The sequence below is a fragment of the Corynebacterium sp. 21KM1197 genome (assembly GCF_033783015.1).
Classification (GTDB): Bacteria; Actinomycetota; Actinomycetes; order Mycobacteriales; family Mycobacteriaceae; genus Corynebacterium.
The window spans coordinates 1000318-1015429 of sequence record NZ_CP123907.1 but is presented as its reverse complement, the minus strand read 5'-3'; the positions used below and the strand labels follow the sequence as shown (position 1 = coordinate 1015429).

11 protein-coding genes and 1 CRISPR repeat array are annotated in these 15112 nt (G+C 62.6%); of the genes, 2 read left to right on the top strand and 9 right to left on the bottom strand.

The window, feature by feature from the left end:
* Positions 1–2 precede the first annotated feature (2 nt).
* The gene (locus OLW90_RS04940) at positions 3–788 is read right to left on the bottom strand and encodes a fumarylacetoacetate hydrolase family protein (RefSeq protein WP_319651643.1); all 786 of its coding nucleotides are present in this window, start codon (positions 786–788) and stop codon (positions 3–5) included.
* Positions 789–880: 92 nt separating this feature from the next.
* Between OLW90_RS04940 and OLW90_RS04935 the strand changes: the two genes are divergently transcribed.
* Both OLW90_RS04935 and OLW90_RS04930 read left to right on the top strand, forming a co-directional pair.
* The gene (locus tag OLW90_RS04935; protein ID WP_319651642.1) at positions 881–2419 is read left to right on the top strand and encodes a sodium:proton antiporter; all 1539 of its coding nucleotides are present in this window, start codon (positions 881–883) and stop codon (positions 2417–2419) included.
* Between the two features lie 99 nt (positions 2420–2518).
* Positions 2519–3253 (top strand): hypothetical protein, encoded by a 735-nt coding sequence (locus tag OLW90_RS04930; RefSeq protein ID WP_319651641.1) that lies wholly within the window; start codon positions 2519–2521, stop codon positions 3251–3253.
* Between the two features lie 47 nt (positions 3254–3300).
* On the opposite strand, the gene OLW90_RS04925 is transcribed toward OLW90_RS04930, so the two are convergent.
* The 8 genes from OLW90_RS04925 to OLW90_RS04890 all read right to left on the bottom strand — a co-directional run bounded on the left by OLW90_RS04925 (position 3301) and on the right by OLW90_RS04890 (position 15060).
* Positions 3301–3510: a helix-turn-helix transcriptional regulator gene (locus tag OLW90_RS04925; RefSeq protein ID WP_413464536.1), complete on the bottom strand. Its 210-nt coding sequence runs from the start codon at positions 3508–3510 to the stop codon at positions 3301–3303.
* Positions 3511–3789: 279 nt separating this feature from the next.
* The gene (locus OLW90_RS04920; RefSeq protein WP_319651639.1) at positions 3790–4368 is read right to left on the bottom strand and encodes a hypothetical protein; all 579 of its coding nucleotides are present in this window, start codon (positions 4366–4368) and stop codon (positions 3790–3792) included.
* 276 nt (positions 4369–4644) lie between these two features.
* Complete coding sequence (locus OLW90_RS04915; protein ID WP_319651638.1) at positions 4645–4953, bottom strand: hypothetical protein; 309 nt, start codon at positions 4951–4953, stop codon at positions 4645–4647.
* A 219-nt stretch (positions 4954–5172) separates the two neighbouring features.
* A CRISPR array of direct repeats spans positions 5173–7763; the repeat unit is 28 nt; unit sequence GGCTCATCCCCGCTAGCGCGGGGAACAC.
* Between the two features lie 58 nt (positions 7764–7821).
* The gene (locus OLW90_RS04910; RefSeq protein WP_319651637.1) at positions 7822–8832 is read right to left on the bottom strand and encodes a 3-isopropylmalate dehydrogenase; all 1011 of its coding nucleotides are present in this window, start codon (positions 8830–8832) and stop codon (positions 7822–7824) included.
* Between the two features lie 60 nt (positions 8833–8892).
* Positions 8893–10479, bottom strand: a complete 1587-nt coding sequence (gene serA, locus OLW90_RS04905; RefSeq protein WP_319651636.1) for a phosphoglycerate dehydrogenase — start codon at positions 10477–10479, stop codon at positions 8893–8895.
* Positions 10480–10562: 83 nt separating this feature from the next.
* The gene (locus tag OLW90_RS04900) at positions 10563–12341 is read right to left on the bottom strand and encodes an MBL fold metallo-hydrolase (RefSeq protein ID WP_319651635.1); all 1779 of its coding nucleotides are present in this window, start codon (positions 12339–12341) and stop codon (positions 10563–10565) included.
* A gap of 19 nt (positions 12342–12360) precedes the next feature.
* Positions 12361–14136, bottom strand: a complete 1776-nt coding sequence (locus tag OLW90_RS04895; RefSeq protein WP_319651634.1) for a DUF262 domain-containing protein — start codon at positions 14134–14136, stop codon at positions 12361–12363.
* 24 nt (positions 14137–14160) lie between these two features.
* Positions 14161–15060 carry a cation diffusion facilitator family transporter gene (locus OLW90_RS04890; RefSeq protein ID WP_319651633.1) on the bottom strand — a complete coding sequence of 300 codons (900 nt, stop codon included), beginning with the start codon at positions 15058–15060 and terminating at the stop codon, positions 14161–14163.
* Between the last annotated feature and the right edge of the window lie 52 nt (positions 15061–15112).

Below are 15112 nucleotides of genomic sequence, written 5' to 3'. Positions count from 1 at the left end.
GGTTAGGCGCGCTCCACCGGGTTCCCCAGCTTGCCCACGCCGGGAATCTCGATCTCGATGAAGTCCCCCGGTGCCATCGCCGCCGTGCCCGCCGGGGAACCTGTGCAGATAATATCGCCGGGCAGCAGCGTCATCGAGGCGGTGATGAACTCGATGATCTCGCCCAGGTTCATGATCATCTGGTTGGAGTTGGAATCCTGCTTGATCTCCGTCACCCCGTCGTGGGTGAGGCGGGCCTTGATCGGCAGCTCGTCCACGTTCTCCAGGTGCGTCTCAATCCAGGGGCCCAGCGGGCAGAACGTATCAATGCCCTTGGCGCGCGCCCACTGGCCATCGGCAAATTGCAGGTCACGAGAGGAAACGTCATTGACCACCGTGAATCCCAACACCACGGAGCGCCAGTCCTGCGCCTTGACGTTCTTGCACGGCTTGCCGATCACCAGGGCCAACTCGCCCTCGAACTCCACGCGGGTGGCAAACTCCGGGATCTTAATGGGCGCGCCGGGGCCCACTACCGCTGTGGGCGGCTTGAGAAAGAGCGTGGGCGGCAGGGTTTCCGCGGACTTCTTAAACACCTCGGCCACGTGATCGGCGTAGTTGCGGCCGATGGCCACCACCTTGCTCGGCAGCATCGGGGCCAGCAGGCGCACCTCGCTCAGCGGCCATTCCTTGCCGGTGTACACCGGCGGGGTAAAGGGCGTGCCCTCAATTTGTTTAGCAGTGGTGCCCTCGTCATCCACGACGCAAAAGCACATGCCCTCGGGAGTTGCAATTCGACCAAAACGCATGGGGAATATCGTACTGCACGGCGTGAGCGCAGGGTACGGTGAGCGGGACAACAAGCGGGGCGTCGATAAGCCCCGGCGTATAAATGTCTACTATGACCATCCTCCTCATGCTCTGCGGCCTGCTCCTGGCCACGGTGATCGTGGTGGCCCTGGGCGAGCGCCTGGGATTGCCCTGGCCCGTGCTGCTCACCCTCGTGGCCGCAGGCGGGGTGTTCCTGCCGGTGCCGGTGGAACTCGATATTCCCGCCGAACTCATGCTGCCGATCTTCCTGCCGCCACTGCTCTGGGCGCTGGCGCGGCGCACCTCGTGGTCGGTGATTAAAACGCAGTTCTCCACCATCGTGTGGATGTCCGTGCTCCTGGTCTTTGCCACCATCGCCGCCCTGACCGGCTCGATTCTCCTCCTGCTCCCCAGCGTGGGCGTGGCCGGAGCCATCGTCCTGGCCGCAGCACTCGCCCCACCCGACCCCGTGGCCGTGGACGCCGTGGCCGAGCCCGTGGGAATCCCCAAGCGGATCACCACCTCGCTGCAAACCGAGGGGCTTTTTAACGACGCCGCCTCCATCGTGGCCTTTCATGTGGCCCTGGGCGCAGCCCTGGCCGGTTCCGAGCTTTCCTGGCTGCACGGGCTGGGGAGTTTCGCCTGGTCCGTGGCGGGTGCCGTGATCATCGGCCTGGCGGTGGGGCGCGGCGCGGCCTGGTTTACCGACCACGTGGACAACACCGCCGCCCGCAACGCCTTTACCTGGGTGCTCCCCTTCGCCGTGTATATCCTGGCCGAGGAGGTGGCGACCTCCGGCGTCATCGCCATCGTGATCGCCGCCGTGGAAATGAACTCGCGGGCCTCCCTGGGCGCAGAAGATCGCCTCAGCGGCGAGGCCTTCTGGGAACCCGTGGAAATGCTCTTTACCGGCGTGGCCTTTGGGCTCATCGGCCTCAACGTGCGCGCCGCCATCGACGAGGTGGGGGCCGATATATGGCACGCCGTGTGGGTGGGATTGGCCCTCTCCGCCGTGGCGATGATCGTGCGCTTCGCGTGGCTTTCTTTGGCCCTGCGCAACAACACCCGCAAGAACCGGGAGTTCGCCGCGCCCCTGCGCCGTCAGGAAGTCCTGCTGATGACCTGGGCGGGTATGCACGGGTTGGTCACCCTCGCCCTGGTGCTCTCCATTCCCGCCAGCATCTCCGCCACCCTGCATCACGAGGCCGCCGTGATCGCGCTGGTGGTTCTGCTGTGCACCATGGTTATTCCCGGGCTAACCCTCCCCTGGCTCATGGGCAGGCTCAACCTGGAGGCCGGGCCCGACGCCGCCGGCGATGAAGCGCTGGAGGCTTTGCGACGCCGCGCCTGGCAGGCCGCGTATGGGTACATGCGGCAGGAGGCCCAGCACCTGCCGCCGGAGGCCACCGAGGCCATGAGCGGATGGTTGGAGCGGCAGTTTGATAAGGACGAGGATCGCCGCGAGGAACTCAGCCGATGGCGCGAGGCCGCCGGGAAGGTTCGTCTGGGAGCCCTTCAAGCCGCGCAGGCAGAACTCCTCACCGCGCGCTCGGAGCGCGGCGCCAACCCCGCTCACGTCGATGAGGTGCTCGCCTCCATCGACAGAATGCTGGTGGCTGCCAAGCGCTAAGTCGCTGTATGGGGGCTTCGTAGCGCCGCACTCATGGGGCGGCGCTATTGTTCTTTCTGTATCTTCCCTCCCGCGCGGAAAGGACACGTTCTTTTTGCCATGACCCAGCACGCCACCTGGAAGCACGTCCTCGCCTGGACCGCCACCGCCATCGGCGGTATCACCATCATCAGCGGGGCCTTTTCCTCCCATCTCTTCCTGCGCGACCTCTTCCTAGGAGCCGCGATTCTCCTGCCCGGTGTGTGGTGGCTCTACAGCGAGAAGCGCTCCGCCTCCTCGACGCGGGCGCGCCGGTGGCCCCTCATCGTCATACTGAGTGCCCTCATGCTGCTACTCGGGGTACTGCTCACCCCAGCAGCAGAAAAAGGCGGTGCTGCGGGTGGAGACACCCCGGCCACCAGCACCGTCACGATCACCACCGCTACTCCGAGTGCGGTGGATTCCTCGCCTAGTGCTTCTCCGGCTGCGGTCGCGGAGACCGCGCGACCTGAGAGCCCCCAGCCCGAAGCCACACGGCCCACGGAGGCTTCGCAGGGATCGCCTAAACCCGAGAATCATCAGGAACGCAAGCCCCGCGAGAATCACCCGCCGGTACAGGAAGAATACGAGCCCGCGCGAGTGAGCGTAACCCCGAAGGACGCGCAGACCCCTCAGCGCGTGGAGGAGGAACACCAGGGGCCGAGGGAAATCACCTACATCGAGGAGACGATCTACGAAGAGGTGGTGCCGGGCGAACTGGTGGAATCTGAGCCGGGGGCCGAGCCCGGCGAAACCACGCAGCACTACGTGAACTGCAAGGAAGGGCCCGACGGCATGATCTGCGAGGAGAAGTAAGCGGGATTAAGAGGAGACACCGCGTAGGGGCTGCTCCCCTGGTTTGGTCAATCCCGGCCTCGGCGTTGCGACGGGCGCTGGGTGTGCCAGGCTCGCACCTCATCGGCGGCCCAGAGGCGTAGGCCCTCAAAACGCTCCACGGGGGCGGGACACTGGCCACGGGAGGCGTAGGAAGCCCATGTAGCACGGGAAATTCCTACATACTCAGCGGATTGAGTAGCCGTCCAGTACACCCGGCCCGTCTCTAGGTCAGTCACGGCTAGCATTATCATCCTCGTTTCGCCCTTGAAATTCGTATCCGGCGTCGAAAAATTCGACAGCCATTATTGAACGCTCCCCGCCAGCCATTCGAACCAGAGAGCGACATGAATATATCACAGTTTTTGCCATGATGAGGTCCTTTCCATCCATACACTTTCCTAAAATTTATACAAGAGGAAACATAGGCGGAAACATCGGAAAATTATCCAGCAAGAGAATCCCCCCCCCCGTAACCTTTCATCCCAAAGTGGCCTAGACAAGATAAATACCAGCGATTACCTCGTTTCCGGCATATCCACTTTTTGAGCACGTAGATGATTAGTAATATCAGCCGCTAGAACACTATTAATCTCAGGAGCGTCAATTGCCGGCAGAGCCAATTGAAGATAATACTGGCGCTGGCAGTACGTTGCCGCGTACATCAGCCATCTGGGCGAAGCCTCGGGCCAGACCTTAATCGTAAGATCATTGATCCAGGGTTCCACATGGACGAGATGAGAGTCCGTAATCCAACCTATAGGATCATTAAGTAATTCCGACTGAATCCTAGCAATCTCCTCCTCTTCTTCCTCCAGCTCCCGATTTATAATCTCCTCAGTAATCGGCGAGAGAAAATCCTGATAGACGCGGCTCGCTGCGACAATCTGAGCGCGATGATTAATCTGCTCCCATTCCGCAGAACTTGGCCAGACCCCCAATATAGTTTCCCATTGCTCGCACACCTTCCTAGCCAGTTCTTCCGCTTGAGAAGCGCATAGCTGACACATATACCGATAGGTTGCACTAATCTCCTCACTAGCAACCTCCGGATTAAGCGCCTGGAGATGTTGCTCGACGTCACTATAATAAATCATATACCCCTCCCTTTAATTGTTAAAATGCTACTATTTAAGCAATATATTTTTACACGGACCATATAAGATTTGTGCTAAAATCACACCTTTCCAATTATAGACAATTAGAAATGTGTTCACTGCATAAATTTTTACACGGTGCACCCCTAACATAAAGACGATTACAGAATTAAATTTATACAAATAGCAACAATCTACACTTCATGCATGATGCAACTAGTACATTACCCAACCCTAAAAGCAAGAACAATTACCAAAACATGCACAGTCATTAAGCTATGCCATTTTTGAATTTGTAGCACGCAGCGTTGCAATGCTGGAAATAAGACCGCAATAGTCTCCAGTCTTATTCATTTCCTCCTCAACCATATCAAGAAGATAGCCAGGGACAATCAAATCATGATGTGCAGCATACCACAAGGCATAATCCATGCCTGGCCAACATTCCCCAACCAGACCATCATCAATAATTTGCGCTTGCACATCACGGGGAAGCTCGTCCCACAAAAACGAAACTACCTTAAATGGAATTGGATCGTAATCATATTCATGTTCCATACTTTCCCGAGTGACCGGAACTCTCATTGCAAATTCTCCATACACTTCTCAACAAAGACTATAATTCTTTTTCACATCGCCATTCCCTTGATTTCACATTCCCGCTACTCAACACAAAATCTCTCAACACAGAACACGTGACACCCATCACTTGAAGTATGTTACTACACTCCAACAATCACCGTCGATCCGCGATAGATACACAGCACCCAAGACGTACTGACAAGGACTGGGCAGTCCCCATTGGGCTCATCCCCGCTAGCGCGGGGAACACTCGACACGCACGCAGGGCAATTCCTCTGCGAGGTGGCTCATCCCCGCTAGCGCGGGGAACACCATGATCGTGGCGGAGCGTACATGCATGGTCTCGGCTCATCCCCGCTAACGCGGGGAACACTTGAAACTCTTAGGCTTTCCAGCAGCCACGATAGGCTCATCCCCGCTAGCGCAGGGAACACCAGCAGGGTGGCGTGGTGTGCGGCGTGCGCGAGGGCTCATCCCCGCTAGCGCGGGGAACACAAACTGGTCAGGGTGGATAGACCCTGGGCGGAGGGCTCATCCCCGCTAGCGCGGGGAACACGATGGAGATCATGCTCACCCGCCTGGCTGCCGCGGCTCATCCCCGCTAGCGCGGGGAACACCACTGCAATCAATAGCGCTTGGGCTGAACGACCGGCTCATCCCCGCTAGCGCGGGGAACACATCAGGCGGGAGTTTCCCCTGGTCACGACCGAGGGCTCATCCCCGCTAGCGCGGGGAACACAATCATCGGTTCGTCGCGCTTACGGCCCCAGGCGGCTCATCCCCGCTAGCGCGGGGAACACGTAGCAGCCAGGTATCAGCGATCATCTCCGGGGGGCTCATCCCCGCTAGCGCGGGGAACACACTACATACCCGCCGGTGGTGCGGTAGTCGATCGGCTCATCCCCGCTAGCGCGGGGAACACTGGGTTCCGCGCGACGGGGAGAACCTCGATGAGGGCTCATCCCCGCTAGCGCGGGGAACACGGAAGCGGGTCCGGCGGCGGTGACGGTTCCGTCGGCTCATCCCCGCTAGCGCGGGGAACACGCGCGGGAGGTACTGGTGAAATGGGGTAGGCAGGGCTCATCCCCGCTAGCGCGGGGAACACTCCTTCTGGTGGAGAATGTTTCCTGTGGACGTCGGCTCATCCCCGCTAGCGCGGGGAACACAGGTCTTGCGGTAGCGGAGATGGCGATAGGTTCGGCTCATCCCCGCTAGCGCGGGGAACACTCCTCCATCGCAGAAGAACCACCCGGCCCAGACGGCTCATCCCCGCTAGCGCGGGGAACACCGATGCGGAGCGTATACAAAACCTCCTCCCGTAGGCTCATCCCCGCTAGCGCGGGGAACACCGCACAGAAGAAAATCCCGCAACGACAGCGAGCGGCTCATCCCCGCTAGCGCGGGGAACACGGTGGTTCTCCTTATGTCGTGGGGTGGTGGGGGGGCTCATCCCCGCTAGCGCGGGGAACACGGTGCCGGAGTCGAGGACGAAGCCACGCAAGTAGGCTCATCCCCGCTAGCGCGGGGAACACGGGAATTATATTAAAATTACAGCATTGAGGCAAGGCTCATCCCCGCTAGCGCGGGGAACACTGCCAGACCTTAACGAGGAGGTTGAAGGTGAAGGGCTCATCCCCGCTAGCGCGGGGAACACAAGCTAAAGGGGTAGCCAACAATTCCTGGAAGCGGCTCATCCCCGCTAGCGCGGGGAACACTCTCCCAAGACCTTTCCCAGGCCCGCGCTGACCGGCTCATCCCCGCTAGCGCGGGGAACACACGGAGTCGTGTTCCACCCCTGTCTTTTCGTCCGGCTCATCCCCGCTAGCGCGGGGAACACTCATGCCTAACCATGTGCATGTGCTGGTAGATGGGCTCATCCCCGCTAGCGCGGGGAACACAAAGACCAACCAGGCTCCCCCAAGGGGGCTACCGGCTCATCCCCGCTAGCGCGGGGAACACTCGGCGTAGAGTTCGGAGACCATCTCTCCGTCCGGCTCATCCCCGCTAGCGCGGGGAACACCCGGTTGTCGCTGTCGCGCAACAGGGTTCCTTGGGCTCATCCCCGCTAGCGCGGGGAACACAAGCACCTGTCTAAATCTATCATTAGCCAAAAAGGCTCATCCCCGCTAGCGCGGGGAACACCTTACCTGGTTCGGTTTCCTTGGTGTCAGTGGGGGCTCATCCCCGCTAGCGCGGGGAACACGTGCCGTGGTGAGAAAATGTGCGCTCCAAGTAGGGCTCATCCCCGCTAGCGCGGGGAACACACCCCGATCTTTAGGTAGGCCACCAGGGGGGAGGGCTCATCCCCGCTAGCGCGGGGAACACAAAAGCTTCGCCATGCTTGACACCTCCATGCTCGGCTCATCCCCGCTAGCGCGGGGAACACCGTCGTGTTCCCTATGAGCCGGACGATTTCTTGGGCTCATCCCCGCTAGCGCGGGGAACACATCTGCGCGAAGATGTGTGAGTTCTGCGCACAGGGCTCATCCCCGCTAGCGCGGGGAACACTTTCACTAAGGGATCTAGTGTTGTTCTTCTTGGGGCTCATCCCCGCTAGCGCGGGGAACACACTTGATATCAGCGTATGCGGCTGGGAAGAGTAGGCTCATCCCCGCTAGCGCGGGGAACACAGTTTCCTCAACCCCACTGGATATGGAGTATGGGGCTCATCCCCGCTAGCGCGGGGAACACTGAGGAACAGAGTCTTGGGGAAATAGAGTTTCAGGCTCATCCCCGCTAGCGCGGGGAACACCCGCTGGTATGCGTCAAGCAAAACCTGCTCAGGGGCTCATCCCCGCTAGCGCGGGGAACACACTTAATTACCTGCGGCAACACAACACTATACCCGGAATTACGTATAACTTTCCTGCCTCACACCGCCGCCGCGATCCGATCTCCCACCTCGGCAGTCACCACCGCCCCATCTCGTCCTGCCACATCCTGCGCCACAGCCTTCTCAATGCGCTCCGCCCCTTGTTCGTCTCCCAGGTGTCGCAGCATGAGCGCCACGGAAAGAATCGCCGCCGTCGGGTCGGCAATCCCCTTCCCCGCAATGTCGGGTGCGGAGCCATGCACGGGTTCAAACATGGAGGGGTTCTCCCCGGAGGCGTCGATGTTGCCGGAGGCCGCCAGGCCAATTCCGCCGGTAATGGCTCCCGCCAGGTCGGTGAGGATGTCGCCAAAGAGATTGTCGGTCACGATCACGTCGTAGCGCTGCGGGTCGGTGACCATATAAATAGTCGCGGCGTCGATATGGTTGTATTCCACGGTCACATCGGGGTATTCCTGCGCCACCTCGTCCACGGTGCGCTGCCAGAGCCCACCGGCATTGACCAGCACGTTCGTTTTATGCACGAGGGTGAGGTGCTTGCGACGCTGCGCGGCGCGCTGGAAAGCGTCGCGGACCACGCGCTCCACGCCGAAGCGGGTGTTTTGTGAGACCTCGGAGGCTACCTCGTGGGGCGTGCCCTCGCGGAGGGTGCCGCCGTTACCGCAGTAGAGGCCCTCGGTGCCCTCGCGGACCACGATGAAGTCGATTTCCCCTGGATTAGCCAGGGGCGACGCCGCCGTGGGGTACAGCACGGAGGGTCGGAGGTTCACGTGGTGATCCAACGCAAAGCGCATTTTGAGAAGCAACCCGCGCTCCAACACACCGGGAGGTACGTCGCCGGGGGCGCCGATGGCACCGAGCAGGATGGCGTCGTGCTCGCGGAGGGCGGTGAGGTCGGCGTCGCTTAGCAATTCCCCGGTGCGCAGGTAGCGGCGTGCGCCGAGGTCGAACTCGGTGGTTTCGACGTCGGAGCGCACGGCGCGCAGCACCTTGAGGGCCTCGGCAGTGACCTCGGGGCCGATGCCGTCTCCGGCAATCACGGCGATTTTCATGTCGCGGGATTCCTTTCTCACATGATGGACACGTGAGGTCAGTCTACCGCGACCGTCCCGTTAATTCAGCGAAAGCTGGAACGCCGTGGCGTCGAGGGCACCGGCGATGGAATCCAGCAACTCCTCCGGCACCTCCTGCTGCACGCGCAGGATCAGCATGGCCTCGTCGCCGCTGCTGGCCTGGGTCAGCGCGGCGGCCTCGATGTTAATGCCGCGCTCGCCCAGCATGGAGCCCACCGTGCCCAGGGCACCAGGGGCATCGGTGTAGCGCAGGAAGATGTTGAGACCCGTGGCGCGCATGTCCACGCCGCGCCCATTGATCCGCACGATCTTCTCCACGCGCTCCAGCCCCGGGAGCGCGCCGATCACGCTGGCCTGGGCACCATCGGCACCGATGACCTTGACCTCCACCACGGAGCGGTGGAAGGCGGACTCCGTGTGCGTTTCCACCTTCAACTCCACGCCGCGCTCCTCCGCGATACGCGGGGCGTTCACAAAGGTCACCGGCACCTGAGAGATCTCGGAGAAGAGCCCGCGCAGGGCGGAAAGACCCAGCCCCTCGACCTTTTCCGTGGAAAGTTCGCCGCGAGCGGAGACGATCACGGTATCCGGGGCCGCCCCAAGCAGGGAACTCGCCAACGCGCCGAGCTTGCGGGTGAGTTCCATCCAGGCGGCGACCTCCTCGCCCACGCGGCCACCGGAGACGTTCACGGCGTCCGGCACGAACTCCCCGGCCAGCGCCTTGAGCACCGAGGCTGCCACGTCCGTGCCCGCGCGATCCTGCGCCTCCACCGTGGACGCACCCAGGTGCGGGGTGACCACCACTTCGTCGAGGGCAAAGAGCGGGGAATCGGTGCACGGCTCCGTGGCGTACACGTCAAAGCCCGCGCCCCGGATCTTCCCGGCGGTAATGGCTTCCGCCAGGGCCTGCTCATCCACCAAACCGCCGCGCGCGGCGTTAATCAGGATCTGCCCCTCCTTAGCCTTGGAGAGCAATTCCGTGCCGAACATGCCCGCGGTTTCCTTGGTCTTGGGCAGGTGAATGGTCACAAAGTCGCTGCGGCCCATCAGATCCTCAAGATCGGTCAGTTCCACGCCCAACTGGGCCGCGCGGGCCGGGTTGGCGTAGGGATCATAAGCGATGATCTCCGCGACGTCGAAGGCCCGGAGGCGCTGGGCAAAAAGTTGGCCGATGTGCCCAAAGCCCACGATGCCCACGGTCTTGCCAAAGATCTCCACGCCCTTGAAGTCCGAACGCTTCCAGGTGGCCTCGCGCAGCGTGCGATCGGCCGCCGGGATCTGCCTCGCGGTGGCCAGCAGGAGCGCGATGGCGTGCTCGCAGGCGGAGTGGATATTAGAGGTGGGGGCATTGGCCACCATCACGCCGCGCTCCGTGGCGGCCTCCACGTCCACATTATCCAGGCCCACTCCGGCGCGGCCCACGATCTGGAGTTTCGGCGCGGCCTCCAGAACCTCTCGATCCACGGTGGTGGCGGAACGCACCAGCAGGGCGTCCGCCTCCGGCACGGCGGCAAGGAGTTCGGCGCGATTGGGGCCATCGACCCAGCGCACCTCCACGGCGTCCCCGAGAGCATTGACGGTGGACTGGGACAACTTATCGGCAATAAGAACAACAGGACGGGACACGGGGATTTACTCTCCTTGCATGGTCGCGGTGAATACCTTTTGCTTATTCTACGACGCGCCCATCACCGTGTCCTATTTTCTATTCACTGGTAGGAAACGAACCAGGGGCGCGGGTCCACCGCGTAGGTCTGCTCCGGGGTGAACATGGGGGTGTCCTCATCAAAAAAGTTCTTCCACGCCATGAACCAGCCGGGGCCAAGATCCTGGCGCATGACGTTCCAGGTATCGAACTTCTCCTCCGATACCCCGTGACCGTCCGCGTGCAGAACATAGGCCAATTCCGGGTGATCGGTGCGAATGTTCTCCCGATCGCGCAGCATTTGGAGCTGGAACTGGTGGAGCACCAGGGCCTTCTGCGGCAGGTTATTTTCCTTGGTCAGATCGGCCAACCAATCGGCCACCTCATTGACCTCCTCCGCCTCCACGCTGCCCACGCGAGTCAGCGGCTGCTCGTCCTGGCCAATCCGCCACTCGGGGTCCAGCGCCAGGCCCACGTTGGGGCGCTTGAGCAGTTCCTCGTAGCGCTTGGCCTGATCCAGGAAGTTCGCCCGCCCGGGTTGCAGGTCCAGCACGGCGTACCCCCCGGCGTCCACGATGGCGTCGATGTAGGGCAGCAGTTCCTCCGGAGTGGCCTCATTGGAGTAATCCCCGTCCTCGCCGGGGAACTCCGAGGCCACGGTGGCGATGATCTCAAAGGCCGGGATCACCGGCTCGGCGGGATTGAGTTCCTGGTACTGCGCCACCAGGTCCCGCACGTAGGCCACCGACCCCTCGGGGTCCTGCTCCCCCATCACGCCCAGCGCGCCCCCGGAGGGGTGCCCGTACAGCGCGATCATGCGGCGACCGGGGAACACCATCGTGCCGCCGCCGGGTAGTTCCGTGGTCACGGTCTGGGCCAGGTTGATCTTCTCCGCGAATTGCTCCCCGGTGCCAAACCCGGCTCCCAGAGCCACCACGGAACGATCCTCCAGGCCCGCCACCATCTTGGTGGCCTCCTCGCTCACGCGCGGATCGGGATAATCCATCATGCGCACCTGCGCGCCGTAGGCGCGAGCATTGGCCACGTCCAGGATCGGGGATTGCGGGGAAGCCACCACCACGGGCGCGGTAGCACCGTCGCGGGCGCTCTGCACGGGGAAACTGCCGATCTCCTTGTCCTGTGCCTCTGACTCGGTCGACGCGGCCGCTTCTCCCTCGACAGCCTCGGCGGCCTCATCCTCAGAGCTCTCAGCGCCCTTTTGGGCCACCAACCACTCGGCCACCAGCTCGGCGGGCTCCGAGGGGTTGAAGTCCGCCACAGCCTTGGCCATGTCCTGCGGGGCGGCCACCGCCGATTGCTCGAAGTGCAGGGAGGTCAGGGCGCTCAGCGCCTCGGCTCCACCGGGATCGTGCACGAACTCGATGCCCTCCGGGGCGTCGTCAAGCCGCACGTCCCCCACCGTGAGCACCGTGACGGCCCCCAGGCGCGAAAGCTCCTTTTTCACCTGCTCCGCGTTGTCCTCGGTCAGGCCGAGCACCGGGGCGTGCGCCGCCATGCCCAGGGACACCGCGCGAAGCCGCTGCGGTTCCGCGCCACCCACCACCACGGCGGTTTCGGACTTATCAAAGAAAAGTTGTGAGGACTCTAGCCCGGAGCGATCCTCCCCGGCGAGCACCTGGGGGCGATCGCCAAAGCGCTCGTCCACGCGGCGGTTGCGGTTTTCCGCCTTGGCAGCCTCCACGGTGTCCGCGGGCGCGGCCGCGCTATCCACGGCGCTTGACTGCTCGGCGGGAGGCTCCTCCTCACCGGAGGAGCAGGCCACCAATAATCCGGCGCTCATTCCCACCGCGGTGAGGATTCCTAGCGTCCCACGAAACTTCACTCAACTAACCCCTTTTTCCTTAGTTTTCTTCCGAGCGCTCTTCCCCGCTCATCGTAGCCAATTCCGTTTCCCCGTCTCGGAACACCTCGCCTCGGAGCACCTCCTTGCCCATCGCCTGAGCAATCAACCCCAGCAGGCGCTCGGCGCGATCGGCCAGGAACTCCTGGGCACGGCCCGCGTACAGCAGCTCCGGGTCAAGGTGGTGGGTGGCCAAGACGGCATCGAACTCCTCGTCCTCCATCAGGGACTTGGACTGCACCCGGGGCAGGTAGCGCGCGGGACTAAAGCCATCGAGCACCACCTCCGTGCGCTTGCCCATGGGGGTTCGGTTAATCACGCCACCGGCCAGGTGTGCGGCCACGCCGTTATCCCGGCACCACTGCGCGGGGAAGATTTGCGCGTAGGTGGGATTGAGGTCACGGAACGTCCAGCGATCAAAGGGCGCCGAGGTGCGCCAATCCCGCGCGCCCCGGCTCATCAACAGGGCGTAAATCCCATGGAACACGCCGGAATCCTCCCCCACGGTGTAGAGCCGCTCCTCGTGGAACACGGCATCGCGCACCGTCTTGGGTTCCTGGGTGGTTTCCTCCCTAATCCAGGCGGTGACCTGATCCACGTCATGCGCCATGCGATTAATCACGGCTGCGGAACCGTACAGTTCACCCAGCACGCCCGACCAGAACCAACGATCCAGGCGATCCCAGGCCTTGGAGGTGGTCAGCGCGGCGGGGGTATCGGAAAGCAGGGCGAGGATCACCGAGAGCGGCACGATCTGCGCCACGTAGGGCACCTGGGTGAGGTCAAAAATGCAGCGCTGGATCAAAAACTCGGCGGCCTCGCGCAGGGTAATGCGAATATCGTGCGCGGCCTTGCGGTATTCCTCCAGGTTGAGGGCCAGGATGTCCTCGCGGTTGCCCGCCGCGTGTCCGCGCCGCGCCGTGGCCAGGAGCGAGACGGCGGTGAGGAAGGCCGTGCGGTCGATCCCATCGAGCGCCGGATACTTGCGCAGGGTCTTTTCCGTATCCGCCCAGTCCTGGGCCAGGGAAAAGTGCTCGTCCTCCGTGGCAAAGACGGCGGTGAGCAGCTCAAAGACGTCCATTTGCAGGCCCGCGGAATTAGCCTGGGCGAAGATCGAGCCCACCCCGGCGCGCGCGGTTTCCCGCGAAAGGCGGATCATGGGCACCGAGTACGCCGCGAGCGGGTAGACGATCTTCTGATAAAAGGCCTTGACGGCCGCGCGGGTGGACTCGTCCGCGCCATCAATGAGGTCAAAGAGTTTATCGGTGGCCCCCGCGCCCAGCAGGGTGGACACGGGAATGCACTGCTCGCCCACCTCCTCCGGGGCGAAGTGCGAGCAGATGGTGCCATCCTCCGCCACCGCGAACACCGCCTCGTCGGGCAGCACATCCCCGGAGGTGGCCTTGTCCACGTCCACATAAAAAGCCCTGCGCACCGGGCGGCCACGGAAGTCCACGCCGCGCACAAAGCCCTCCCCCTGGAGGCTGTGGTAGAGGGTGGTCAGGCGCTGCTGGCCGTCGAGAAGCAACATTCCCGGCGCGTTCCCGGTGTCCGGTGCGCCCTCGATCGGACGCGGGCGGAAGCGCATGGGGGTATTGCGGGTATCCAACGCCATAAAGCAGCCCACCGGGTAACCGCGCAGGACGGTGACGATGAGCGATCGGATTCGATCTACGTCCCAGGCGTAATCGCGCTGAAAATCGGGAAGCTGAATGTCCCCGCGATCAATGCGGGCGAAGAGGTCGGTGAGGCCATAGCTCGGCGTGGAAAATCCCATGCCGCCCATGGTACTGCGCCAATCCTAGTGCCCGCATACCTGCTCATGACCCTTGTGACCAGGCTCTTCGACCTGAATCGTGGAGTGCTCAATACCCATCTCCCGCAGCGTGGCCTGCGCCGCGTCCAGCACCTGGGAGTAACTTCCCCGGCGCACCACCAGGTGACAGGTCACCAGCGCCTCATTGCCGTCCGTGGACCACAGGTGCAGGTCGTGTACCTCGCACACCCCCGGCACCGCACGCAGGCGTCGCTCCACCTCCTGCGTATCGACGCCCTCCGGCACCTGGTTGAGCAGCACCCGCACCGAGGTTCGGGCAAGCGCCACCGAGCGCGGTATGACCAGCGCCGCGATGATGAGGGAGGCGATGGTATCGGCCGCCACGAAGCCGGTGAACTTGATGATCAGGCCCGCCACGATCACCGCCACCGAGCCCAGGAGATCGGAAAGCACGTGCAGGTACGCGCCCTTCATGTTGAGGCTATCGTGCTGGCGGCGGGTGAGGATCATGGCGGAGATGCCGTTGGCTATCAGGCCTATGACCGCCACCACGAGCATCGTGGAGGTATCGATCTCCGTGCCCTGACCAAAACGGCGCAGGGCCTCCACCACGATCCACACGGAGATGAGGGTGACCGCCACCGCGTTGATTGCCGCAGCCAGCACCTCCACTCGACGGTGACCAAAGGTGGCGCGGTTGCTTGGTGGGCGACGCCCCACCAGCATGGCCAGCAGGGCCAGGATCAGCCCGGTGGAGTCGGAGAGCATGTGCATGGCATCCGATAGCAGCGCCAGCGAGCCGGAGATAAAACCGGCGATGAGTTCCGCAAAAAAGATAGTCCCCGTGAGGGCAATGACCCCCAACAGGGACTTCAACGAGGTGGGGGCGTGACTGTGGCTGTGATCGTGGCCATGATCGCTCATGACCACGAGCATAGCGCCCCGGGAGGCTTATTGAAAGCCTTTTGAGAATACT